This is a genomic window from Amycolatopsis dendrobii (assembly GCF_014145675.1).
In the GTDB taxonomy this organism is placed as follows: Bacteria; Actinomycetota; Actinomycetes; order Mycobacteriales; family Pseudonocardiaceae; genus Amycolatopsis; species Amycolatopsis dendrobii.
The window spans coordinates 177,777-202,178 of the sequence record NZ_JACGZW010000008.1 but is presented as its reverse complement, the minus strand read 5'-3'; the positions used below and the strand labels follow the sequence as shown (position 1 = coordinate 202,178).

The 24,402-nt window shown below is 70.8% G+C and carries 20 protein-coding genes; 11 read left to right on the top strand and 9 right to left on the bottom strand.

Features of this window, described 5'->3' with window-relative positions:
• Nucleotides 1-49 precede the first annotated feature (49 nt).
• Nucleotides 50-382, bottom strand: coding sequence for a VOC family protein (locus H4281_RS24115; protein ID WP_182893197.1), 333 nt, complete (start codon nt 380-382; stop codon nt 50-52).
• 196 nt (nt 383-578) lie between these two features.
• Here H4281_RS24115 and H4281_RS24110 point away from each other — a divergent pair, with 196 nt between their 5' ends.
• The 6 genes from H4281_RS24110 to H4281_RS24085 all read left to right on the top strand — a co-directional run bounded on the left by H4281_RS24110 (nt 579) and on the right by H4281_RS24085 (nt 8,669).
• Nucleotides 579-1,838 (top strand): hypothetical protein, encoded by a 1,260-nt coding sequence (locus H4281_RS24110; protein WP_182893196.1) that lies wholly within the window; start codon nt 579-581, stop codon nt 1,836-1,838.
• 168 nt (nt 1,839-2,006) lie between these two features.
• Nucleotides 2,007-3,593, top strand: coding sequence for an alkaline phosphatase family protein (locus tag H4281_RS24105; protein WP_182893479.1), 1,587 nt, complete (start codon nt 2,007-2,009; stop codon nt 3,591-3,593).
• 84 nt (nt 3,594-3,677) lie between these two features.
• Nucleotides 3,678-4,331 (top strand): TetR/AcrR family transcriptional regulator, encoded by a 654-nt coding sequence (locus H4281_RS24100; RefSeq protein ID WP_182893195.1) that lies wholly within the window; start codon nt 3,678-3,680, stop codon nt 4,329-4,331.
• A 384-nt stretch (nt 4,332-4,715) separates the two neighbouring features.
• The gene (locus tag H4281_RS24095) at nt 4,716-6,242 is read left to right on the top strand and encodes a Re/Si-specific NAD(P)(+) transhydrogenase subunit alpha (protein WP_182893194.1); all 1,527 of its coding nucleotides are present in this window, start codon (nt 4,716-4,718) and stop codon (nt 6,240-6,242) included.
• A 19-nt stretch (nt 6,243-6,261) separates the two neighbouring features.
• Nucleotides 6,262-7,680, top strand: a complete 1,419-nt coding sequence (gene pntB / locus H4281_RS24090) for a Re/Si-specific NAD(P)(+) transhydrogenase subunit beta (RefSeq protein WP_182893193.1) — start codon at nt 6,262-6,264, stop codon at nt 7,678-7,680.
• 14 nt (nt 7,681-7,694) lie between these two features.
• Complete coding sequence (locus tag H4281_RS24085; protein ID WP_182893192.1) at nt 7,695-8,669, top strand: NADPH:quinone oxidoreductase family protein; 975 nt, start codon at nt 7,695-7,697, stop codon at nt 8,667-8,669.
• Between the two features lie 5 nt (nt 8,670-8,674).
• On the opposite strand, the gene H4281_RS24080 is transcribed toward H4281_RS24085, so the two are convergent.
• From H4281_RS24080 to H4281_RS24070, 3 genes are all read right to left on the bottom strand, one after another.
• On the bottom strand, nt 8,675-9,508 hold the full coding sequence (locus H4281_RS24080) for an MmyB family transcriptional regulator (protein ID WP_182893191.1): 834 nt from the start codon (nt 9,506-9,508) through the stop codon (nt 8,675-8,677).
• A 53-nt stretch (nt 9,509-9,561) separates the two neighbouring features.
• Complete coding sequence (locus tag H4281_RS24075; RefSeq protein WP_182893190.1) at nt 9,562-10,437, bottom strand: NADP-dependent oxidoreductase; 876 nt, start codon at nt 10,435-10,437, stop codon at nt 9,562-9,564.
• Between the two features lie 99 nt (nt 10,438-10,536).
• Nucleotides 10,537-13,527: an AfsR/SARP family transcriptional regulator gene (locus tag H4281_RS24070; RefSeq protein ID WP_182893189.1), complete on the bottom strand. Its 2,991-nt coding sequence runs from the start codon at nt 13,525-13,527 to the stop codon at nt 10,537-10,539.
• 84 nt (nt 13,528-13,611) lie between these two features.
• Here H4281_RS24070 and H4281_RS24065 point away from each other — a divergent pair, with 84 nt between their 5' ends.
• The 3 genes from H4281_RS24065 (at nt 13,612) to H4281_RS24055 (ending at nt 17,111) form a co-directional block, all read left to right on the top strand.
• On the top strand, nt 13,612-14,790 hold the full coding sequence (locus H4281_RS24065) for an MFS transporter (RefSeq protein ID WP_182893188.1): 1,179 nt from the start codon (nt 13,612-13,614) through the stop codon (nt 14,788-14,790).
• Between the two features lie 32 nt (nt 14,791-14,822).
• Entirely contained in the window at nt 14,823-15,662 is an 840-nt protein-coding gene (locus H4281_RS24060) for a helix-turn-helix transcriptional regulator (protein ID WP_182893187.1), read from the top strand.
• A 75-nt stretch (nt 15,663-15,737) separates the two neighbouring features.
• Entirely contained in the window at nt 15,738-17,111 is a 1,374-nt protein-coding gene (locus H4281_RS24055; RefSeq protein WP_182893186.1) for an MFS transporter, read from the top strand.
• Here the strand turns inward: H4281_RS24055 and H4281_RS24050 are convergent.
• From H4281_RS24050 to H4281_RS24035, 4 genes are read right to left on the bottom strand one after another with little or no spacing between them, the layout of a single operon-like run.
• Nucleotides 17,108-17,605: a GNAT family N-acetyltransferase gene (locus tag H4281_RS24050; RefSeq protein WP_182893185.1), complete on the bottom strand. Its 498-nt coding sequence runs from the start codon at nt 17,603-17,605 to the stop codon at nt 17,108-17,110. The two genes, H4281_RS24055 and H4281_RS24050, sit on opposite strands and share 4 nt — an antisense overlap.
• Before the next feature lie 44 nt (nt 17,606-17,649).
• A complete protein-coding gene (locus H4281_RS24045) occupies nt 17,650-18,699 on the bottom strand; it encodes an LLM class flavin-dependent oxidoreductase (RefSeq protein ID WP_182893184.1) in 1,050 nt (349 codons plus the stop codon).
• Nucleotides 18,696-19,952: an LLM class flavin-dependent oxidoreductase gene (locus H4281_RS24040; RefSeq protein WP_182893183.1), complete on the bottom strand. Its 1,257-nt coding sequence runs from the start codon at nt 19,950-19,952 to the stop codon at nt 18,696-18,698. The genes H4281_RS24045 and H4281_RS24040 overlap by 4 nt, the downstream gene beginning before the upstream one ends.
• The gene (locus H4281_RS24035; RefSeq protein ID WP_182893182.1) at nt 19,949-20,914 is read right to left on the bottom strand and encodes an LLM class flavin-dependent oxidoreductase; all 966 of its coding nucleotides are present in this window, start codon (nt 20,912-20,914) and stop codon (nt 19,949-19,951) included. The genes H4281_RS24040 and H4281_RS24035 overlap by 4 nt, the downstream gene beginning before the upstream one ends.
• A 167-nt stretch (nt 20,915-21,081) precedes the next feature.
• Here H4281_RS24035 and H4281_RS46300 point away from each other — a divergent pair, with 167 nt between their 5' ends.
• Both H4281_RS46300 and H4281_RS24030 read left to right on the top strand, forming a co-directional pair.
• On the top strand, nt 21,082-21,213 hold the full coding sequence (locus H4281_RS46300; RefSeq protein ID WP_255751364.1) for a hypothetical protein: 132 nt from the start codon (nt 21,082-21,084) through the stop codon (nt 21,211-21,213).
• Nucleotides 21,210-22,289: a YeiH family protein gene (locus tag H4281_RS24030; RefSeq protein ID WP_182893181.1), complete on the top strand. Its 1,080-nt coding sequence runs from the start codon at nt 21,210-21,212 to the stop codon at nt 22,287-22,289. The genes H4281_RS46300 and H4281_RS24030 overlap by 4 nt, the downstream gene beginning before the upstream one ends.
• Before the next feature lie 63 nt (nt 22,290-22,352).
• On the opposite strand, the gene H4281_RS24025 is transcribed toward H4281_RS24030, so the two are convergent.
• Complete coding sequence (locus H4281_RS24025) at nt 22,353-23,714, bottom strand: aspartate aminotransferase family protein (RefSeq protein WP_182893180.1); 1,362 nt, start codon at nt 23,712-23,714, stop codon at nt 22,353-22,355.
• Between the last annotated feature and the right edge of the window lie 688 nt (nt 23,715-24,402).

Below are 24,402 nucleotides of genomic sequence, written 5' to 3'. Positions count from 1 at the left end.
CTCTCTAGTCGTGACCCTAGGCCGGTCCGGGCCGGCCGGTCAAGCCGGGTCACCGGCCGCTGAACACGACGCGGTTCCCGTCCGGGTCGACGAGCGGCAGAATGCGCGCGCCGCCGCCGGGCTGCGGTCCGTCGTGCGCGATGCCTGCTTTCGTTGCCTGTGCGGCGGCCGCGTCGAGGTCAGTCTCTTCGAAGACGACCGTCGACCGTCCGGCGCGCTCGGGTTCGGACCACACCTGCAGTCCGAAGGCGTCGCCGAGGTGCCATTCCAGCAGTCCGGGCATCGGCCGCGCGTCGGGACCGCGATCGAACAACGCGGTGTACCACTTCTCGGCGCGTGCGAGGTCGGAGACGGTGCACTGGGCGAGTACTCGGCGGATCATGACCAGTCCTTCCGTGGTGATTTCGTTGTGCAAGCACTGTGAGGAGAGCACAGGTGATGGCAAAGTGCAAGCACTTGCGATCGCCGGGGGTTCGGAATATCTGCCGGACGCGGGGAACCTGTGCTCGGTTCGAGTCGTCGCACCTGGCATGTCGAGGCTGAGGAATTCCGTGGTCGTCACCGGTGCTTTCGTTGCTGTGACGGTGCTTTCCGGCTGTTCGGACCCCGCGCCGCCCCCGGTGCCGCCCCCTTCGCCCAAGGCGGACCCGGAAGCGGCACAGCAGAAGATCCCCGAAGCGTTCGACGCGGCCAAGGGCTGGACGGCGGTGGGCGCCGACGGCGGCAAACTGGCTGATCCGGTGCTCGCGGCGCGGGTCGGAGCGGTGTTGTTCGCGGTGCCCTCGCCCGACGGCAAGACCGTCCGGCTCCTCGCGAAGGACGAGAAGACCGGCGCGGACCGGTGGACGAGCGCGCCGGTCGAACTGCCCGGCGAGGAAAGCGGTTACCACGACGTCGCCACGCGATTGTTCGAGACGGCCAAGGACGGCAAGGATTACGCGGTGCTGGCCAGCACCGGCCTCGAAGGCGGCGACGCGGTCAACAAAGCGAAGGAAGTAACGCATCTCGACGTGTTCGACCTCGGCGCGACCGCGAACGGCGGGAAGGCGGTGCGGCAGATCGCCATCCCCGTCGCGGCGGGCCGGTTCACCGTGCAGGACGGCGGAACGGCGCTGGTCGAAGCGGACCGCGCGACTGCGGTCGCGGACGTGTCCACCGGCGAAGTCACGACCTACGACCGGAGCAGTCCGTCGCTGAACGCGCCGAAGCCGTGCGAGCACGCGATCGGCGACTGCAACCTGAATCTCAGCGTCCCCGGCGCGACCGCGAGAGGGCCGCTGGTACAGGGGTTCCGGGCGTTCTGGACGCCGGGCGGCTGGTTCAGCGGCGACGCGGTCCCGGCCGGGGCGGCGGCGAACGTCGGCAGTGCCGATGTGCGGACCTACGGCACGCCGGACGGCAAGCACGTCCTCGCGGCGTGGCCGGTCGAGGACGACGCGACTGCACGGATGTGGGCGGTCCACGACGCGGCGACCGGACAGGTGCAGGCCTCGGTCCGTTGCGCGCAGTCCACTCTGGACGACAAGGAGAGCAGGCGCGCCGGGCCGTTCCTGGACGCGGGCGGCCGGTATCTCGTGGCGGGACGGGCGGTTTTCGATCTGGAAGCGAAGAAAGGATACTGTTTCGCCGAAACCGCGACACGCAAGGCCATCAAGGTCGAATCGGTCGATCCGGACGGAATTGCCTACGGGGCCAGTGAATCCCCGGTGCGGATCGACCTGTCCACCGGGGAGGCGAAGCCGCTGCCCGAGGGGACTTCGGCTCCGGCGGCGATCGACCAGAGCGTCGCAGTGATCGACAAGGACTCCGACGGCGTGTACGTGTATCCGCGCCGTTGAACGAATCGGGCGAATTGCGCCGCCGTTTCGCCGCGAGCGTTCATCTTGTGTTTCTCCCGCGGTTTTCCCTCGTCTTTGTGCGCGGCCTGGAATACGCCGGTCGCTGTGTCGGCGGCGGAGACGAGGAGGACACCCGTGTCGAGAATTCGTTGGCGTGCGGCCGTGGCGATGGCCGCGGCCGGTGCCGTCGCGGCGGCCGTGCCCGCACTGGCCGCGCCGGTTCGCGCCGAGCACGTGCTGCTGCTTTCGGTCGACGGTCTCCACCAATCGGACCTGGAGTGGTACACGCGCACCCACCCCGGATCGGCGCTGGCCGCGCTCGTCGCGCACGGCGCCGAGTACACGCACGCGAGCACGCCGGTGCCGTCGGATTCGTTCCCCGGCATGGTCGGCCAGGTGACCGGTGGCAACCCGGCGACCACCGGGATCTATTACGACGCCACCTACAACCGGGCTTTGCTGCCGTCTGGCACGACGGCGTGCGCGGGCGCGAAGCCGGGGTCCACAGTGGACTACACCGAGGATCTCGACCGGGACAAGGACCGCATCGACGCCGGACAGGGACTGCCGAACCTGCCCGACGGCGTGCTCGCGATGACCGGCGATCCGCGTTCGCTGATCGACCCCGCCGCGCTCCCGGTCGATCCGAAGACGTGCGAACCCGTTTACCCGCACCAATATCTGCGGGTGAACACCGTGTTCGAGGTCGCCCGGCAGGCCGGGTTGCGCACCGCGTGGTCGGACAAGCATCCGGCGTACGAACTGCTCAGCGGTCCGTCCGGGACGGGAATCGACGACCTCTTCGCCCCGGAGATCAACAGCAAGGCGCCCGGCTCCGGCGATTGGACCAAGGACAACGCCACGACCCAGCGATACGACAGCTACAAGGCCAAGGCCGTCCTGAACGAGATCGACGGCTTCGACCACAGCGGACGCGCGCACGCCGGTACGCCCGGCGTGTTCGGCATGAACTTCCAGTCCGTCTCGACGGCGCAGAAGCTGCCGGTTTCCGGTGGCAGGCCCGGCGGGTACCAGGCGGACGGCACGCCGGGCCCGGTGCTGCGGTCCGCTTTGGACTTCGTCGACCGGCGACTCGGCGCGTTCATCGCTGAACTGCGGAAACAGCACCTCGACCGTTCGACGGCCGTGGTCCTCTCCGCGAAACACGGCCAGTCGCCGATCGACCCGGCCGCGCTGACCCGCATCGACGACGCCCCGCTGCTCGCCGGACTGAACGCCGCCTGGCGCGCCGCGCACCCGGGCGCGCCCGACCTGGTCGCCCAGTCCACCGACGACGACGCGATGCTGCTGTGGTTCACCGACCACTCGCCGGAGGCCGCCGCCTTCGCCCGGCAGTACTTGCTGGCCCAGTCCGGTACCGGAAACGGCAGCACCGGCGCGCCGAAACCGTTCACGCACGCGGGTCTGACGGCGGCGTATGCCGGAGCCGACGCCGCCCGGTACTTCCACGCCGCCCAAGGCGACCCTCGGGTGCCGGATCTGGTCGGCATCGCGCAGCACGGCGTCGTGTACACCGGCGGCCACTCGAAAATCGCCGAACACGGCGGCGCGGCGGCCGACGACCGCGCGGTTCCGCTGGTCGTCAGCGGCGGGCACGGCGAGCGGATCCCGGCGGCCGTCGAGACGACGCAGATCGCGCCGACGATCCTGCGGCTGCTGGGCCTGGACCCGCGTGCGCTGGACGCGGTGCGCGCGGAGGGCACGCGTCCGCTGCCTGGCCTCGGCCGCGGCTAGGGCCGAGGCCCGCCGGAGAATCGCACACCTGCTGTTCAGCGGCTTATTATGAGCAAAAGCTCACCGCCGTCGAGGAGGCTTGCGATGTCCGGAAAGCGGCTCCAGCCGCGCAAGGAGCCCCAGCAGGTGCGCGGCGAGCTGACCCGGCAGCGGATCCTGGCGGCGGCCGCACGGGTTTTCGCCGAGCTGGGCTACGCCGCGGGCACGACGAACCGCATCGCGGAGCGGGCGCGGGTGTCGATCGGGTCGCTCTACCAGTACTACCCGAACAAGGACGCCATCCTCGTCGCGCTGGCGGCCCGGCATCTCGACGCCGGCGCGGAAACCCTGCGCCGCCACCGGGAAACCGCCGGGCCGCCGGAGACGCTCTACGGGGCGCTCCGCGAGCTCGTGCACGTGGCGGTCCAGAACCACCTCGACGATCCGCAGCTGCTGCGCGTGCTGGCCGACCAGGCCCCGCGTTCGGCGGAGTTGCTGGAGCAGGTGGCCCGGTACGAGGAGGAGCGGGTCGCCTCTGTGCGCGAGCTGCTGGAACGCTCGCCGGAAACGCGCGTGTCCAATGTGGACATGGCGGCGCGGATCGTGGTGAACACGGTGGAACTGCTCGTGCACAAGCTGATCGCCGGGCCGGAGCCGCTCGACCTTCCCGCGTTCGAGGACGAGCTGACGGCCATGCTGACCCGGTACGCGACCGCAGGCTCCGAGCGGAGCAGCGGGTTGGGCCGCCCGGTCGGCTGAGCGCGGGGAGGCCGGTTGTCAAGTGGCGGACATCACTGCGGGCGTCGTGATCGATCCGGCGGCTGTGTCCGAGAGCACGGCCGGATCGGCCCGGGCCAGGACCGGCGAGGCGGTTCAACCGGGTAGTCGGCGGCTGACCTGCTCGCCGCCGCGGCCCGCGGGACGGCGGGCGCGGGCCGGCCGCCCGCGACGGCCCGGGCTATGACCGTGATCTCGTCGCACTCGCCGGGAAAAAGGGGCTCCGGTTGGCTGCCGGAGGCCGGGCGGCATGGGAGTATCCAGCGCATCTGTACCTGAAGCGGGCGAAGTCGGACCAGGTGGCGACCCAAAACGCCGTCAGGCCCGGCCGGCGGATCTTCCGCGAACGAGCGGGAAGGAGACGGCATGCTGATCGGGGTGCTCAAGGAGGCCCAACCGGGGGAGACGCGCGTCGCGGCGACCCCGGAAACGGTGGGCAAGCTGCGCGGGCTGGGCTACGAGGCGGCGGTGGAGCCGGGCGCGGGGCTGGCGTCGGGGTTCTTCGACGAGGCGTATGCGGACGCGGGTGCGGCGGTCGGGCCGGTCGCCGAGGCGGACGTCGTGTTCGGGGTGAACGCTCCCTCTTCCGAGCAGTTGGATGCGGTGAAGCCGGGCGCGACGGTGGTGAGCTTGCTGGCGCCGGCGTTGAAGCCGGAACTGGTGGAGGATCTGGCGAAGCGGCCGATCACGGCGTTGGCGATGGACGCGGTGCCGCGAATCAGCCGGGCGCAGTCGCTGGACGTGCTGTCCTCGATGGCGAACATCGCCGGGTACCGCGCGGTGGTGGAGGCGGCGCACACGTTCGGGCGGTTCTTCACCGGTCAGGTGACCGCGGCGGGGAAGGTGAACCCGGCGAAGGTCCTGGTCGTGGGCGCCGGGGTCGCGGGGTTGGCGGCGATCGGCGCGGCGGGGTCGCTGGGTGCGATCGTGCGGGCGACGGACCCGCGGCCGGAGGTCGCTGATCAGGTGAAGAGCCTGGGCGGGGAGTATCTGTCCATCGAGGACCCGAACGCGGAGGTTTCCGCCACCGGGTACGCGAAGGAGATGGGCGACGACTACAAGGCGCGCGAGAAGGAGCTGTACGCGACGCAGTGTCGCGAGGTCGACATCATCGTCACGACGGCGTTGATCCCGGGCCGTCCGGCGCCGCGGATCATCACCGGCGAGATGGTGGCGTCGATGAAGCCGGGTTCGGTGATCGTGGACATGGCCGCGGCGAACGGCGGCAACGTCGAGGGTTCGGTCGCCGGGGAAAGCATCGTCACCGGCAACGGGGTGACGATCCTCGGGTACACCGATCTCGCGGGGCGGCTCCCGGCGCAGGCGTCGCAGCTGTACGGCACCAACTTGGTCAACCTGATGAAGCTGATGACGCCGGAGAAGGACGGCCGCTTGGTCGTGGACTTCGACGACGTGGTGGTCCGCTCGATCACCGTCGTGAAGAACGGCGAGCTGACATGGCCGCCACCGCCGGTGCAAGTCTCCGCGGCACCGCAGAAACCCGCGGCGGCGGCGGAGAAGAAGGAGGAACCGGAGAAGCAGCCGATGTCCTCGGGGCGTCGGCTCGGGCTGGTGCTGGGGATCGCGGCGGTGTTCCTGCTGCTGGCGGCGCTGGCCCCGGCGGCGCTGCTGCCGCATCTGACGGTGTTCGCGCTGGCGATCGTGATCGGCTACTACGTGATCGGGCACGTGCACCACGCGCTGCACACGCCGTTGATGTCGGTGACGAACGCGATTTCCGGGATCATCGTCGTGGGCGCTCTGCTGAATCTGGTCAGCGGCAACACGGTGGTCGTCGTGCTGGCGGCGGTGGCGACATTGCTGGCGACGATCAACATTTTCGGCGGGTTCGCGGTGACCCGCCGGATGCTCGCCATGTTCTCCCGCAGCTGACCCGAGAGGCCTTCTTCAGATGACTGTGCACACTGCGAGCCAGGCCGCCTACATCGTGGCCGGGCTGTTGTTCATTCTCGCGCTGGCCGGGCTGTCCCGGCACGAGACCGCGCGGGTCGGGAACTATTTCGGCATCGCCGGGATGGTCGTCGCGCTGATCGCGACGATCGCGCAGGCGGTGTCCGGGGAGATCACCGGCACCTCGATCGCGTTGATGATCATCGCGATGGTGATCGGCGCGGGGATCGGGTTGCGCCGGGCGGCCGTGGTCGAGATGACCGGGATGCCCGAGCTGATCGCCCTGCTGCATTCGTTCGTCGGTCTCGCCGCGGTGCTGGTGGGCTGGAACGGGTACCTGCAAGTCGAAGACGATCCCGCCGGCGGCGAGGCGCAGCACCTCGATTCCCTGGGCACGCTGGGAATTCACCACGCCGAGGTGTTCATCGGGGTGTTCATCGGCGCGGTGACGTTCACCGGGTCGATCGTGGCGAACCTGAAGCTGTCGGCGAAGATCAAGTCCGCGCCGTTGATGCTGCCGGGCAAGAACTTCCTCAACCTCGGCGCCCTGGTTTTGTTCGTGGCGTTCACCGCGTGGTTCGTCGCGAGCCCGGCGCTGTGGCTGCTGATCGTGGTCACCGTGCTGGCGTTGGCGCTGGGGTGGCACCTGGTCGCCTCGATCGGCGGCGGGGACATGCCGGTGGTCGTGTCGATGCTGAACAGCTATTCGGGCTGGGCCGCGGCGGCGTCGGGCTTCCTGCTGGAGAACGACCTGCTGATCATCACCGGCGCGTTGGTCGGCTCGTCGGGTGCGTACCTGTCCTACATCATGTGCAAGGCGATGAACCGGTCGTTCATCTCGGTGATCGCGGGCGGATTCGGCATCGAGGCCGGACCGTCCGGGGACAAGGATTACGGCGAGCACCGGGAAATCAACGCCGAGGGCGCGGCGGAACTGCTGACGGCCGCGTCGCGGGTGATCATCACGCCGGGCTACGGGATGGCGGTCGCGCAGGCCCAGTACGGCGTGGCCGAGCTGACCCGGAAACTGCGCGACAAGGGCATCGAAGTCCGGTTCGGCATCCACCCGGTCGCCGGACGTCTGCCCGGGCACATGAACGTGCTGCTGGCCGAGGCGAAGGTGCCGTATGACATCGTGCTGGAACTGGACGAGATCAACGACGATTTCGCCGACACCGACGTGGTGCTGGTGATCGGCGCGAACGACACCGTCAACCCGGCCGCGGCCGAGGACCCGGGCAGCCCGATCGCGGGCATGCCGGTGCTGACGGTGTGGGAAGCCGAGAACGTCGTCGTGTTCAAGCGGTCGATGGCCTCGGGCTACGCGGGCGTGCAGAACCCGCTGTTCTTCCGGGAAAACTCGGCGATGCTCTTCGGCGACGCCAAAGACCGGGTCAACGACATCCTCGCCGCGCTGTGAACCAGGAGAAACGCATGAAAGCCGTACACATCAAGGACCTCGAAGGCCCGTCGACCGTTTCGGTAGTCGAAGCCGACGCGCCCGCGCGCGCTGACGACCAGGTGCTGATCGACGTGCACGCGGCCGGGGTGTCGTTCCCGGACCTGCTGCAGACGCGCGGGCTGTACCAGGTGAAGCCGGAGCTGCCGTTCATCCCGGGCGCGGAGGTCGCCGGGGTCGTGGCGGAGGCTCCGGAGGGCGCGGCGGTCAAGGCCGGCGACCGGGTCGCGGCGCTGCCGTTCCTGGGCGGGTTCGCCGAGCAGGTCGCGTGCGCGGCCGACGCGGTGTTCCCGATCCCGGACGACCTGGGCTTCGACCAGGCGGCGGCGATTCCGTTCAACTATCTGACCGCGCATTTCGCGCTGTGCCGCCGCGGCCGGATGGCGGCCGGGGAGACCGTGCTGGTGCACGGTGCGGCCGGCGGGGTCGGGACGGCGGTCATCCAGGTCGCGAAGGCGTTCGGCGCGGGCAAGGTGCTCGGCGTGGTGTCCACGCCGGAGAAGGGCGAGACGGCGGTCGCCGCCGGGGCCGACGAGTACGTGCTGGCGGACGGCTTCAAGGACGCGGTGAAAGCGTCGACCGGCGGCCGCGGCGTCGACGTGATCGCGGACGTCGTCGGCGGCGACCGGTTCACCGATTCGCTGCGCTGCCTGGCCGCGGACGGGCGGATGCTGGTCATCGGATTCACCGGCGGGTCGATCCCCGAGGTGAAGGTCAACCGGTTGCTGCTCAACAACTTGGACGTCGTGGGCGTCGGCTGGGGCGCGTACGCGCTGCCGCGGCCGGGGTACTTGCAGGGGCAGTGGGCGGAACTGCTGCCGAAGCTGGCTTCCGGGAAGATCGTGCCTCCGCTGGGCGGGAGCTACCCGCTCGCGGAGGTGCAAGAGGCGTTGGAGGCCATCGAAAACCGGAAGGCGATGGGGAAGCTCACCCTGTCTGTGCGGTCGTAGCGGACTTAGCGCGGAGCGAGGTCCTGGGTGCCGACGGCGGCCAGCAACTCCAGACGGTCGCTGCCCGGCGGGGCGGTGAACCACAGGAGGCGCTGGCCGCCGTCTTCGCTGAGCAGGTTCATGCAGTCGAGCTCCAGGACGCCGAGCGCCGGGTGGACGAGCCGCTTGCGGTCCGTGCGCCGCACGGCGACCTCTCGTTGTTCCCAGAGGTGCGCGAATTCCTCGCTGCTCGCGCGCAGCGTCGACACGAGCTCTTCGGCCAGGGCGTCGCGGCCGCGTTTGGCGATCGCGGCGCGCAGGTCGGCGACGAAGACGCGCGACTGGTGCTCGTGTTCGTCCGGGTGGTACCGCGCACGCGCGGCGGGGTCGGTGAACCACTGGCAGACGAAGCTCGCTCGGACACCGTCGCCGGGCGCGGCGGGGCCGAGCAGCGCCTCGGCGAGGCGGTTCTGCACGAGCGGGACGCTGAGGTCGGTCATCACCTGCGCCGGCGTCGAGGTCAGCTGTTCGAGGAGGTTGAGCAGCGCGGGCTGGACGTGCGCGCTGCCGCTCGACGCGGGCGGCAGCGGACGCCCGGCGAGATGGTAGAGGTGATCGCGTTCGTCGCTGGTCAGCCGCAGTGCGCGGGCCAGCGCGGCGAGCATCTGCTCGGACGGCTGGGTGCCGCGGCCCTGCTCCAGTTGCACGTAGTAGTCCACCGAAGCACGCGCAAGGGTCGCCACCTCGTCGCGGCGCAGCCCGGCCACCCGGCGGCGCGGACCGGCGGAAAGGCCGACGTCCGCCGGGCTGATCCGGTCGCGCCGCGATTTGAGGTACACGCCTAGTTCGCGCAGGTCCATGCCGCCACTATGCCTCCGCGTGCGCTGCCCCAGCCAGGCGTCGTCAGCACCACTCAGGCGATGCGGAGCAGGGTTTTGCCTCGTGCGCGGCCTTGGGCGAGGCGGGCGAGTGCTCGGGCGCCGTCGGCGAGCGGGAAGGTGCGGTCGACGAGCACGTCGAGGTCCAGTTCCGCCACTTTCGCCAGCCGGGCCGCGTCCGAGGTGTGGAACACGAACTCGGCGCCGTCGGCCGGGGCGGGAGTCGTCACGAGCCGTCCGCCTGGTTTGAGCACCTGCCGGGACCGGGCCCCGACCTCGCCGCCGACGGTGTCGAGCACGACGTCGATTCCGCGAAGCCGGTGGTCGAAGGCGACCTTCCGGTAGTTGAGGACCTCGTCGGCGCCGAGCTTCTCCGCGATGGCGATCCCCGAACCGGACGCGGTCGCGACGACGCGCGCACCGAGGCGCCGGGCGATCTGGACGGCGAAGCTGCCGACGCCCCCGGCCGCGGCGTGCACGAGAACTGTCTGTCCAGAGCGGACATTCGCGACTTCGGCCAGTGCCTGCCACGCGGTCGCGGCGGCGGTCGGGAGCCCTGCCGCGGTTTCCAGGCTGATCCCGGCCGGTGCGGGCGCCAGTTGTGCGGCGTCGATCACGAGCTGTTCGGCGAAAGCTCCGCCGGCGCCGGGATCCAGGCGGCCGATCACCGGATCGCCGATCTGCCAGCCGGGGCCCGGTGTCGCGATCGTGCCGGAGAAGTCGGTGCCCAGGACGTAGGGGAGGGTGACGGGGAAGTAGCCGTGCATGGCGCCGGAGGCGATTTTGAGGTCGAGCGGGTTGACCGCCGCGGCGGCGACGTCGACTGCGACCTGGCCCGGTCCGGGGGCCGGGGCGGGGACGTCGGCAAGGGTGGCTTCGGTGCCGAAGGCGGTGATGCGCAGTGCTTTCACGGGGGCTGCTCCAGTCCGGCCGCGAGGTGCGGCTCTCAGGCCAGAGTGCGGGGCCGGAGGGCGCGGAGCTAGGCGGCGGTTGTGCTGGTGATGGCGGCACTACCGTCCAGAAGCGACCGCGGCGGCGTCCTCGACCGGCAACCGGGTGCCGCGCTCGAAGATCGCGGCGAAGGCGGATGCGCCGAGAACCCGTTGCGCCGCTTCGGTGATCCGGTCGACGTCGCCGCGCTCGGCGGGCGGGAGCGGTGCGCCGACACTGCGTCGCGCGGCGTCGGCGGCACCGAGCAGCAACGCCGCGGTTTCCGGAACCGCCGTGCCCGCCAATCCCTCCAGCGACAACGCGAAAGCCCGCGGCTCGGCGAGCATTCGCGCGTATTCCAGACCTTGCCGGTGATATCTCTTCGCCTGCACCGCATCTCCCCGGAGTTCGGCGACGAAACCGAGTTCCGCGTACAGCAAATGGTCGCCCGCCGTCGAGGACAGACCGCGGTATTCGTCGCGGATGCGGGTCAGGTGGCGTTCGGCGGCGTCAAGATCGCCGGAGCGGCGGGCGCCCAGCGCGAGGCCCATTTCGGCGTGGATCCGGCCGTAGGCGTAGCCGTGCGCGGCCGCGCTGCGGAGGGCTTGTTCGTGCAAGTCGCGGGCTCGTTGCCAGTCGCGTTCAAGCAGTGCCAGGCGGCCGAGGCCGGACAGTCTCGCGGACACTTCCGCCTGCAAGTCCAGTTCGCGCGCGATGGCGAGCCCTTCGTGCTGGCGGCGCGCGGCTTCGGCGTAGTCGCCCTTGATTTCGGCGAGCGCGGCGAGCGGCGGGATGGTCTGCATCTCGCCCCACCGGTCGCCGAGGCGGCGGAAAATCTCGGCGCTGCGCAGACCGTCGCGGCCGAGTCCGGCGAGATCGCCGCGGACCAGGCTGAGCATCGCGCGCAGGCTGAGCGCCGCGGCGGTGCCCCATTCGTCGTCCTCGGCAGCCGCCAGTGCACGCGCGTTGACTTCGCGGCTGGCGGCGAGGTCGCCGACGCTGAACAGGCTGTAGGCGCGCAGCCATAGTGCGCGGACGCTGCCCGGGGAATCGGGCGGGGCTGGTTCGCCGGTCAGCAGGGCGAACGATCCATTGAGGACGGTGAGATCCGGATTCGGCCCGGCGACCTGGAGCACGGCGGACAGCATCCGGCGGCCCTCGGCGAGCCTGCCGCGCAGCAGCCACCACCAGGACAGCGCCGTCGCGAGCCGTACTGCCTCGGCGGGCGACCGGCAGACGGCCTCGTCCAGGGCCGCGCGCAGGTTGCCCGCTTCGGCGTCCAGCCGGGCGAGCCACATCCGTTGTCCGGTGCCGTGCAGTCGGGCGTTCTCGGCGATTTCGAGGTAGTGCCGCAGGTGCCGGCCGCGCGTGGCAGCCGGATCCGCCAACCGCTCGACGGCATACGCGGCAACGGATTCCAGCAACCGGTACCGGATCCCGGACGGTCCATTCGCGACGGAGACCAGCGACCGGTCTACCAGCCGGAGCACGAGATCGACCACGTCGCCGTCTCCCGCGCAGACCGCTTCGGCGGCGGCGAGATCGAAACTGTCGCGATGGACGGCCAGTCTGCTGAGGACGGTCCGCTCCGGTTCGCTGAGCAGTTCCCAGCTCCAGTCGAGCACCGCGCGCAAGGTCTGCTGCCGTGCCGGCGCGCCGCGCGAGCCTCGGGTCAGCACGGCGAACCGGTCGTTGAGCCGGGCGGCCAGTTCCCGCACGCCCAGGCCGCGCACGCGGGTGGCCGCGAGTTCCAGCGCGAGCGGGAGGCCGTCGAGGCGACGGCAGATTTCGGCGATCGTGTCGGCGTCGCCGGTGAAATCCGGGGCGGCGGCGGTGGCGCGTTCGGTGAACAACCGCACGGCATCGGCGGGCGGCAGCGGCTCGACGGCGAACACGGTCTCGCCGGGCAGGCCGAGCGGTTCCTGGCTGGTGACGAGGATCCGCAGGTCGCCGGTGGCGCGGAGAAGTGTTGTGACGAGTTCGGCGGCGGCGTCGACGACGTGTTCGCAGTTGTCCAGGACGAGCAGCATCCGCCGGTCGCGCAGGGCGGCGGCGAGTCGTTGGGCCGGGGAGGCGGCGTCGGCCGAGTCACGGATTCCGAGCGCGGCGGCGACCGTCTCGGCGAGATCGGCCGCGGAGCCGCGCACGCCCGCGAATTCGACCAGCCACACGCCGTCCGGGGCGCTTCGGGGAGAACCCGCCGCGGCCACCGCCAGCCGGGACTTGCCGACCCCGCCCGGCCCGGTGAGCGTCACCAGCCTGGCCGGCGACCCGGTCAGCCGGGCCAGGGCCGCTTCCCGGCCGACCAGCGGCGTCAACGGACGGGGAAGGTTGCCGTGTGGTCCGGCGGCCAGTCCGGGGTCCTGGCGGAGCAGCGATTCGTACAGCGCGCGCAGCTCCGGCCCCGGGTCGACGCCCAGTTCCTCGGCGAGGCGGGTGCGGAGACCGGTATAGGACGCAAGGGCTTCGCTCTGCCGTCCGCGCAGGTAGAGCGCGCGCATGTGCGCTGCTCGCAAGCCTTCCCGCAGCGGGTGCCGCGCGATGACGTCCGCCAGATCGTCCGCGGGGGAGTAGTCGCCTGCTTCGACCTGGGCCGCAGCTCGTTCTTCCACCGCGGCCAGGCGTAGCTCGGCCAGCCGGTGCGCGGCCGGTCTCGCGAACTCCTCGTCGGCGAAGTCGGCGAACGGCTCGCCTCGCCACAGGCCGAGGGCTTCGGCGAAGCGCGCCGCCCGGGCTCGGGGGTCTGTCGTCGCGCGAGCCCGGGCGACGAGGTCGCGGAACTGGGCGGCGTCGGAGCGGTCGATCCGCAGCCGGTAGCCCGTCGGCTGCCGCTCGACGCCTTCCCGGCCGACGATCCGGCGCAGCTGCGACACCTTGGCCTGCAACGCGCCGGCCGGTTTGCCAGGCGGGCGATCGCCCCAGAGGTCCTGGATCAGCCGGTCCGGGGCGACCGGTCCGCCGTCGCGGGCCAGGAGTGTCGCGAGCAGGGCGCGGACTTTCGCTTCGGGCACGGTGACTGGTGCGCCTGTCTCGTCCCATACCGCGAGCGGGCCGAGCACCCCGAACCGCACGCGTCGCCCCCCCTGTTCGCGCCGTCAGCCCCACCGTCAGTCGATCGTAAGCATTCCCGAAGGCCCGGTCCGCACTGTGGGCGCATGAGCCCCACTTCAGCCGCCGTCGCGCCGACTCAGCGGCTTCCGCTTTTCGCGCTGCTGTCCCTCGCCACCGCGGTGTTCGTCACCAGCCTCACCGAGACGCTGCCGGCCGGTCTGCTGCCCGCAATGAGCGGCTCGCTCGGCGTCAGCCAATCCGCGACCGGGCAGACCGTCACGGTCTACGCGCTGGGCACTGTGCTGACCGCGATCCCGCTGTCCACTGTCACCGCCGGCTGGCGACGCAAACGGTTGCTCCTGACCGCGATGGCCGGATTCGCCGTGGCCAACACCGTCACCGCCGTGTCGTCGGAGTACGGCGTGACGATGGTCGCGCGGTTCGTCGCGGGCGTCGCCGCCGGTCTCGCGTGGGCGCTGCTGGCCGGGTACGCCCGGCGCCTCGCCGAACCCGCTCTGCAGGGGCGTGCCATTGCCATCGCCATGGCTGGTATCCCCGTCGCACTGTGCCTGGGCGTGCCCGCCGGGACCTTCGTCGGCCAGTTGACCGGCTGGCGCACCGCGTTCCTCGCTATGACTGTGCTCACGGCGGTGTTGCTGGCCTGGATCGTCGTGGCTGTGCCGGACTTCCCCGGCCAGCCCGGGGGAGCGCGTCCGAAAATGCTGCCCGCGCTGCGGATCCCCGGAGTCGCGGCGGTCCTGTTCGTCACGCTGGTGTTCGTGCTGGCGCACACCGTTCTGTACGCCTACCTCGCCACCTTCCTCACCGGCCTGGACCTGGGCGGCGACACCGACCTGGTCCTGCTGACGTTCGGCCTCGCCTCGATCGCGAGCATCTGGATCGTCGGCGCGCAGATCCACCGGCGGCTGCGGTTGCTGACGGTCGTCAGTGCGCTGCTGGTCGCCGTCGCCGCGGCGTTGCTCGCGACCGAACCGGCGCTGGTCTACGCGGCCGCCGCGCTGTGGGGTCTCGGCTGGGGCGGCGTGCCGACGCTCCTGCAAACCGCGGCCGGCGAGGCAGGCGGCGAGTCCGCGGACACTGTGCAAGCGATGCTCGTGACGCTGTGGAACGCCGCGATGGCCGCCGGCGGCGTCGTCGGCGGGGTGCTGCTCGACGCGGCTGGCAGCGGCTCCTTCCCCTGGGCTGTGCTGGCGTTGATGGCGCCGGTCCTGGCGGTCGTCCTGCTTGCCCGACGGCACGGCTTCCCCGCGCGGGACGCTTGACGCCGCGGTCGCGGGAGATCTTGGATGGAACCGTGCCAGAGCCTGTGAACACCGACCTCGGAAGCTATCTGCGACGGATGCGCGAGCGCCTCCAACCCGCCGAAATCGGCCTGGTCAGCCGCGGGTCCCGGCGAGTGCCCGGACTCCGGCGGGAGGAGGTCGCCGCGCTCGCCGGGGTCAGTTCGACCTACTACACCCGGCTCGAACAGGCGCAGACCGCGCACGCGTCGCCGGAAGTCCTGTCCGCGATCGCCCGCGCGCTGGACCTGAGCGCGGCCGAGGAAGCGCACCTGCTCAAGATCGGCACGACCGCGCCCGCCCCGCCGGTGCGCCCGGCCACGACCGACGAACTGACCCCGCACACCCGCATGCTGGTGAACACCCTCGGCGCCGCGGCGGTCGCGGTGCTGAATTTCCGCTGCGACATCCTGGCGTGGAATTCGCTGTTCCACAAACTGTTCGCCGCCCATCTCGATTTCGCCGCGCCGGACCGGGACCGGCCGAATGTCGTCAAACTGAACTTCCTCGACGACAACGTCCGCGCGCTGTACGCGGACTGGCCGCTGGAGGCGCAGCAGAACGTCTCCTACCTGCGGTACATCGCCGCGGACCACCGGCACGACCCGCGGCTGGCCGAGCTGATCGGCGAGCTGACGATGGCCAGCCCGGAATTCGCGAAGCTGTGGGTCGGCCAGACGGTCGGGAATTGCACGGCCGGGGTGAAAACGTTCCGGCATCCGACGGTGGGGGAGTTCGAGCTGATGTACCAATCGGCTGAGCTGGGCGACGGAACTGTTCTGAAGATATATCACGCCGCGCCGGACTCGGCGCATGAGGCTGCGGTGAAGCTGCTGGCCACTGATCTCAGCTGATCCCAGCCTGACACTGGCAGTGCTAGTCACAGCGGGGATCTGGCTGTTTCCGGCGCCGGCCGCGAATCTGGCCGCATGACGACCGATACGGCTCACGTCCGCCTGACCGGCCGCCGCGTGATGGTGCTCGTGGTCCTGCTGGCCGCGCAGTTCATGCTGGCGGCGGATTTCTCCGTGCTGAACGTCGCGCTCCCGCGGGTCGGGGCGGACCTCGGCTTTCTCTCCGGCGATCTGCAATGGATCACCACCACGTTCGCGCTGTGCGCGGCCGGCTGCACGCTGATGTTCGGCCGCGTCGGCGATCACCTCGGCCGCCGCCGGATCTTCGCCGCCGGGATGGCCGTGCTCGCGGCCGCCTCGGCGGTCGGCGGCCTCGCCGGTTCGCCCGCGGTGCTGCTCGTGGCCCGGACGCTGCAGGGCCTGGCCACCGCCGCGGTCACCCCGGCCGCGCTCGCGCTGCTGACCGCCGCGTTTCCGGAACCTTCCTTGCGCACCAAGGCATTGGGGCTCAACGGGGTGATGATGAGCTCGGGCTTCACCGTCGGCTCGATCCTCGGCGGACTGCTCACCGACCTGCTCTCCTGGCGCTGGGCGTTCTTCCTCAACCTGCCGGTCGCGCTCGCCGCGCTGGCGGTCGTGCCGCTGGTCGTTCCGGAAAGCCGCGCGGAAACCCGCCGGAAACCCGACGTGCCCGGTGCGGTGCTCATCACCACCGGGCTGTTCGCGGGCGTCTACGGCATCACCCGGGCCGCCGAGTCCGGTTTGGACACTGCCGCTGTCTTCTCGCTCGCACTGGCGGCCGTCTTGCTGATCGCGTTCGGAATCGTGGAAAGCCGGACCGCCGACCCGCTCGTCCCCGCAGCCATCCTCCGGCACCCCGACGTCGCCTACGGCAACGTGGCCGCCCTGTTCCTCTTCGGCGGCGAGACCGCGCTGATCTTCTTCACCGGCTTGTACGTCCAGAACGTCCTGGGCCATTCCTCGCTGGTCGCCGGAATGGTGCTGGTGGGGATCGGGGCCGGCCAGATCCTCGGCGGCAGCATCGGCCCGAGGATCCTCGCGAAGGTCCGTCCGCGCACGCTGCTCGGCGTGGCGCTGGTCGGCCAGGGCGCGTTCATGCTGCCGGGCCTGTGGCTGGCCGCGACGAACGGCTGGCTGGCGGTGCTGATCGCCGCCGAGTTCGCGAACGCGGTCTTCTCGATGCTGGCGATGCTGTCGTTCCTGGTGCTCGCCACGTCGGCGGCCGGCGCGGACGCCCAGGGCCTCGCGACCGGGATGGCGACGCAGAGCCAGCAGATCGGCATGGCGATCGGGATCCCGCTGGCGAGCGCGGTGTTCACGACGGTCACGACCGGCGAACTGGACGCCATCCGGGCGGCGATCGGGGTGGACGCGCTGGCCCTGGTCGGTGCGGGGGCGTTCGGGTTGCTGCGCAGAGGAAAACGCTAAACGCTCTTCGTGAGATAAACCGCCCCGCGGATGTGCTTCCCGAGCGTGTCCGCTGGCGGTTCGGCCACCTGGTACCCCGCGCGCCGGTACATCGTCAGATTCCGCTCGCTGCCCGCCCCGGTGTAGAGCACCAGGCTGGTCGCCCGCGGAGGGGCCTGCTGCTCGGCATAGCTCAGCAGCCACCGCCCGACGCCCTGCCCGGCGAGATCGGGGGCCACCATCAAGCGGCCGATCTCCCAGCGGTCCTGCTCGAGGTGCGCGCGCACGGCAGCGACGAGCCGCCCGCCGATCCGGACGGTCCACACACGAGTGGTCTCGATCCAGCCGCGCACGGTGTCCAGGTCCTCGTGCAGGGCGGGGACGTCGAAGGTGTCGTTGACGATCGCCTGCGGGACCCAGCAGCACCGTTGCAGCACAAGGAGCTCGGCGGCGTCGGAGGGCTGGGCTTCGGACAGCTGGGCATCAGCGAGCGGCAAGGCGGCGAGGTCGGTCACGTCTCTCGATCTTGCGCGCCGCCGGAAGCCCTGTCCACCGAATATCAGCCGTTCGACGGCCAGGGCGGCCCCGGTATCGCCCGGCGCAACGCCGGTGCCACCTCGGCTTGGAACAGCTCCAGCGCGGCCCGGTGCTCGGATGGGGTCCGTCCGTCGCGGTCGGCGGACAGATGCGTCACCCGGTGGCCGAACTGTTCGTGGTACCGCAACACCTTCTCGGTCACCTGAGCAGGACTGCCGATCAGCGCGGAGCTTCGCTCGACGAAATCCGCCAGCGTCGGGAAAACCGGTTTCTGGCCGAGTTCGCGCTGGAGCGCCAGCCGGGCCTCGAAAATCGGCCGGTACGCGTCGAGGGCGTCCTGCGAACGGCTCGCCAGGTGGAATCCGGCCGTGCCCGCGCCGACCACGGCGGCGCCCGGATCGTGGCCGTGGAAGGCCCAGCGTTCGCGGTAGTGCCGGATCAGCTCGGCGTACGGTTCGATCGGGTTGGTCACGTTGGCCGAGAACAGTGGATCGCCGTGTTTCGCGGCCAGTTCGACGGAGTCGCGGCTGGTGGCGCTGCCGTGCCAGATCCGGATCGGCTGCTGCAGGGGGCGCGGCCACACCTCCGCCGAGGTGAGCGGCGGACGGAACCGGCCGGACCAGGTGACCCGGTCCGCCTCCCACAGCTTGCGGAACAGTTCGTAGCCCTCGGCGTTGCGGTCCCACTGGTCCTCGGGCGTGACGTCGAACAGTTCGCGCTGGGCCGAGCCGTTGCCCTTGCCGATGATGAGTTCGAGCCGGCCGCCGGAAAGGTTGTCCAGCATCGAATAATCCTCGAACGCGCGCACCGGGTCGAGCAGGCTGAGCGTCGTGACCGCGGTGAACAGCCGGATCCGGCGCGTGCGGGCGGCGATGTGGCTGAGCACCACCGGCGGGGACGACGAGAGGAAGGGTCGCTCATGCCGTTCGCCGACGCCGTAGCCGTCGAAGCCCAGTTCCTCGGCGAGTTCGGCGTTTTCGACCACCTCGCGCAGCCGTGCGTCGGGGGCGGCGAGTTCGCCGGTGACCGGGTCGGGGGTGTGCGTGATGAGGGTGATCAGCAGGAACTTCACCGCAGCTCCAGATGTTCGCGCAGCGTCGACCCGGTGTACTCGGTGCGGTACACCCCGCGCTCCTGCAGTTCCGGCACGAGCCGGTCGACCACCTCGTCGATCGAACCCGGAACCAGCTGCGGGCTGAGGTTGAACCCGTCCACCACCCGGTCAGTGACATACCGGGCCCATTCGTCGGCGATCTGTCCCGGCGTCCCGACGAACGAGTGGTGCCGCGGTTCGACCTCCAGCACCAGTTGGTGGATCGAAAGGTTCTTCGCCTCGGCCAGATCGCGCCACTGCCGGATGCGCTCGAGCTTCCCGGTGCGGTGCTCGATCGAAATCGTGCCGCGCGACGGGTCCAGTTCCCCTTCTGCCGGTTCGATGTCCGGCAGCGGTCCGTGCGGGTCGTAGGCCGACAGGTCCTGGCCCCAATACTGTTCGAGGAACGCGATGGCGCGCTGCGGGTTGATCTGGCGGCGGCGGATGTCCTCTGCGCGTTCAGCGGCGTCGGCTGGCGTATCACCGAGAACCACTGACGCGCCAGGCAGGATGCGTACCGCGTCAGCGGGCCTTCCGTGGCGGGTCAGCCGGGCTCGCAGGTCGGCCGCGTAGGCCGCGGCCTTGTCGTAGGCGGTGTTCGCGGAGAAGACGACGTCGGCGTGTTGGGCGGCCAGTTCCCGGCCGCCGGGGGAGTCGCCGGCCTGGAACAAAACCGGCCGCTGAGGCGGGAGTGTCGGCTCGGCGCGCAGCCGCACCAGGTCGGTGTCCGCCTCGACCGGTCCGGCCCACAACGCTTTCGCGGCTTCCACGAACTGGGTCGCGCGTTCGTAGCGGCGCTCGTGCGCGAGCCAGCCGCCGTGCCGGAAGTTGGCTCCGGTCCAGGCGTTGTCGGTGGTGACGATGTTCCACCCGGCCCGACCGCCGGAGACGTAGTCGAGCGAGGCCAGCCGGCGGGCCAGGTCGGCCGGGTAGTTGTAAGTGGTGTTCTGCGTGGCGACCAGCCCGATTTTCGTCGTCGCCCCGGCGAGCGCGCTCAGCTGGGTGATCGCGTCCGGACGGCCGGCGACGTCGAGGGCGTGCACGCGGCCGCGGTTCTCCCGGACCCGGAGGCCTTCGCCGAGGAAGAACGCGTCGAACAGCCCGCGTTCCATCGTGCGGGCCACCGACACGTAGGTCTCGATCTCGGTGTGCTCCGCGTTCGACGGGTCGTCCCACAGGAACTGCGGTCCGACACCGGTGTAGAAGACCCCGAGGTGCAGCTGCGCGGTCATGCGATTCCCTTCGACGACACGGCGAATCGGTTCCCGGGACGCGGGAGGCCCAGCGTCGTGCGGAGGGTCGCGCCCGGTTCCGGCGGGGCGTGCACCCCGCGCCGGCGCAGTTCCGGGAGCACTTCCCGGCTCAGCACCGGCAGGTCCGCCGCGCCGGGGTGCAGGCGCACGCCGTCGAGGTCGAGCTGTTCCAGCAAGGCGACCAGCCCGGCGGGAGACCCGGTGTAGCGGGTGCGTCCGCTCGGTGTCGGGTCCGCGGAATCGAAGCGGACTTCCAGCTCGCCGAACACCAGGGGAGCGCCGGCTTCACGGCGCCGCTGGAGATCGTCGGTGAGCACGATGTCCGGCCGGACGACGTCGGCGAACTCCTCCGCGGCCAGGACGACGAGGCTGCCCTGCGGCGGTCGCGGCGTGATCAGCGGGCCTTTGACGGAGAAGGTTTCCCCGGCGAAGTCCACGTGGTGGACCTTGTCCGGGTCCAGGTAACGGCCGGTGGCGAGGTCCTTGATGACCGCGTCGTCCTCCCACGAGTCCCACAGCCGCCGGATCGCTTCGACGACGTCAGCCACCTCCTGGCGGAGATCGCCCGGTTCGGCGCGGCCGACCGTCGCGAGCGCCTCCGGAGTGGCGGCGGTACCGACGATCCAGGCGGCGCGGCCGTGCGTGGCGTGGTCGAGGCTCGCGAGCTGGGCGGCCAGGTGGAACGGTTCGGCGGTCAGCACGTGCGACGTCGGGGCCAAGCCGATGCGGGACGTCCGGGTGGCGGAATACGCGGCGCGGACCGTGGCGTCGACCCGGAATCCGCCGGCGGGCGGGACGGGCGCGTCGTCGAAGGTGGCGAACGTGTACCCGGCGCGCTCGGCGTCGGCGACGACGTCCGCCAGCGCGTGCGGGCCGGTTTCCGGAGGTGCTCCGTCGCTGTCGAGTTCGACCGCGAGGTGCAAGGTTTTCGATGAACTCATGCGGGCACTGCCCCCTCGATTCGGTTGTGCCACAGGTAGCCCGGATCCGGGGTGCCCCGCACTGCCGCTCAGGATGTGGGCGGCTGGGGGATGTTGTTCCGGCAGGGTGTTCCCAGCTGGTGGACGAGGCGGACCAGCGCGGCCGGTCCGCCTACAGTCCTGCGGTCATGAGTTCAGATGCGAAGCCGCGAGGCGCTGCGCGGATCAGCGCCGACTGGGCCGCGGTGCTGGTCGCGGCCGTTCTGGTGGCGTTGGCGGCGTTCGGCGTGCTGCCGGCGATTCCCTTTCTCGTCACATGACCGCCGCACTGGAGAGCCGCCGCACGGTGCCCGCGGTCGTGAGATATCTGCCGGGGCTTCTGCTGTTGGCAGCAGTGGGCATTGCGGGAACACTGGCGCAGAACGGGATTCGCAGCCTCGGCCACGCGACCGGGACGGCGCTGCCGGACATCGAGTACGTGCTGTGGGCGATCGTCCTCGGACTGGTCATCCGCAATACGATCGGCGTCCCCGCGCTGTTCCGCCCAGGGGTCGGGACCTACGAGTTCTGGCTGAAGACCGGCATCGTCCTGCTCGGCGCCCGGTTCGTGCTGGGCGACCTCGCCAAGCTCGGCGGGTTCAGCCTGGGCCTGATCCTGGTCGACATGGCCGTCGCGACCACTGTGATCCTGTTAGTGGGCAAGGCTTTCGGCCTCGGCGGAAAGCTGTCCTCGCTGCTGGCTATCGGTACGTCGATCTGTGGCGTGTCCGCCATCATCGCGGGCCGCGGCTCCATCGACGCCGACGACGAGGATTCCGGCTACGCCATCGCCGCGATCCTCGCCCTGGGTGCGGTCGCGCTGTTCACCTTCCCGGCGATCGGGCACGCGCTGAACCTGACCGACACCGAATTCGGCCTCTGGGCGGGACTCGCGGTGGACAACACCGCCGAGACGACCGCGACCGGCGCGGCGTACTCCCCGCACGCGCAGGACATCGCCGTCGCGGTGAAGAGCACGCGGAACGCGTTGATCGGGCTGGTCGTCCTCGGCTACGCGGCATACTGGTCCACGCGCGGCGGCAAGGCGGTCGCCAGCGGGGTGAAGGGCCGCGCGGGCTTTGTGTGGCGCACCTTCCCGAAGTTCGTGCTGGGGTTCATCGCGGTCTCCGCCCTGGCGACCGCGCACGTCTTCACCAAGGCGGAGGTCGCCAGCCTCGGGAACCTGTCGAAGTGGGCGTTCCTGCTGTGCTTCGCCGGGGTGGGCCTGAACTTCGACCTTCGCCAGATGGCGCGCAGCGGGCTGCGGCCGTTGATCGTGGCCGCGCTCGGACTGGTGGTGGTCGCGGTGTGCTCGCTCGGGCTGGTGCTCGTGTCCTCGCAGTGGTTCAGCTTCTAGAACTTCTGGAACGACGGACGACCGCGCCGCCGCCAGACCCCGGGCGGCGGCGCGGTCGCGCGGTCAGCGTGCTTCCCGGGTCGCCGTGTCCAGTGCGGCCAGCAGAATCCCGGCGGCCGTGCGCACGACTTCCGCGGCGACGTTGAGCGGCGGCAGCAACCGGACCACGCTGTCGCCGCGTCCGCCCAGTTCGACGATGAGCCCGCGCCGCAGCGCGTGGTTCTGCACGGCCAGCGCGAGTTCCGACGCGGGCGCGCCGGTGCGCGGATCGGCCAGTTCGATGCCCCACATCAGCCCGGCGCCGCGCACGTCCGTCACCCACGGATGGCTGGCCAGCGGGGAAAGCAGTTCCTCGAACTGGTATCCGCGCTCGACGACGTTGTCCAGCACGCTGTCGCGGTTGACGACCTCGATCGCCCGCGCGCCCGCGGCGAAGGCGAGCTGATTGCCGCGGAACGCGCCGGCGTGCGGGCGGGGAGCCCAGTTGTCGAGGCGCTCGTCGTAGATGATCAGCGAGACCGGCGAGCCGATTCCGCTGAGCGCCTTGGACGCGACGATCACGTCGGGTTCGATGCCGTAGCGCTCGAAGGCGAACCAGGTCCCGGTCCGGCCGCAGCCGGTTTGCAGTTCGTCGACGATCAGCGGGATGCCCAGCTCCCGGGTCAGCTCGCGCACCCGGTGCACGAAATCCGCCCGCGCCGGGACCACTCCGCCCTCGCCCTGCACCAGTTCGAGCACCACCGCCGCGGGCAGCGGGAGGCCGCCGTCGGGATCGTGCAGCGAGCGTTCGAGCAGGTCCGGGCAGGTCGCCGCGCAGGTGTCCGGATCGTGGCCGGCCGGGCAGCGGGGGCAGGAGGAGTACGGCGGGTACTGCGTGCCGGAGAGAGCGCTCGCGCCGGGCCGCTGCCCGGTCAGGCCGAGCGCGGCGTGCGCGCTGCCGTGGAACCGGCCCTGGAACGACACGACTCCGCCGCGTCCGGTCGCGGTCTTGCACAGCTTGAGCGCGGCCTCGACCGCGTTGGTCCCGGCCGGTCCGCAGAAGTGCAGCTTCATCCGCGAGCGCAGGGCTTCGGGCAGCATCGCGAGCTGGGCCTCGGAGAACTCGTCCTTGACCGGGGTCGCGAAGTCGAGCGCGTGGGTCAGCTTGCTCAGCTGCGCGGTCATCGCCGCGACCAGTTCGGGATGGTTGTGCCCGAGGGAAAGCACGCCCGCCCCGGCGAGGAAGTCGATGAAGACGTTGCCGTCGGCGTCGCGCACGAAGCTGCCCGAGCCCTCGGTGATCGCGATCGGCAGCCGCCGCGGGCCGCGGCGGGCGTTCGGCTCCCGGCGGTCCTGCCGGGCGAGGTACTCGGCCGAACGCGGGCCGGGCAGGTCGCAGTAGACGGCGGGGCCGGTGAGCGGCGCGGGATGCTCGAGGGTGGTCATCTGGCCTGTTCTCCCCTGACAGTGGTGGTGGCGCGGCCGGTTTTCCCTCCGCGAAGGGCTTTCGGGGCGGACTGGCCCCGCGCGGACTTCGCGGCCGCCCGCCGGACGCGCTTCTCCCGGAACGAACAGAGCAGCGGTTTTCCCGATCGCCGCGGCAGCGGGTTGCCTTCTCCGGGACAGAACGGTCCGTTTCCCGGATGCGTTCCGCCGACGTCGCGCCGCGGTTCCGGCGCCGAGTCCGTCATGCACTCCTCCTCTTTTTCGCAGGGATTCGCCAACCGTAGGAAAACGGTCCGCGGTGAGGAAAACGGTGTGTCGAGAGCGAAAGCGGGGAGGGCCGCGCCGGTGCTCGGCCCTCTCCGGCCGACCTCGCTGGAATGCCGCGGGGCACAGAGTAGCGCAGCCGGTTCCGGCCGAACGGAGGGTCGGCGGCGGCCGGGTGGCGTCCGGCTGCGGAAAGAAAAGAATCGGCCGCGATAAGGCAAGGCAATGCGCCGGGAGAGTGAACGCGGCGATTTCGCGGAGTTCGCCGTACTGGGCTGAACGACTGAAACGGCAACGGCGTTCTCGGTTCCGCGAAACGGGGCGTGAATATTCACGATCCGTTTCCGGCGTGTGAATCGGCGGGAAGGGCCGCATGGTGAGATGTTTCCGCGAGTGGCGCGGCCGACGTTCGAGAATATTCCGA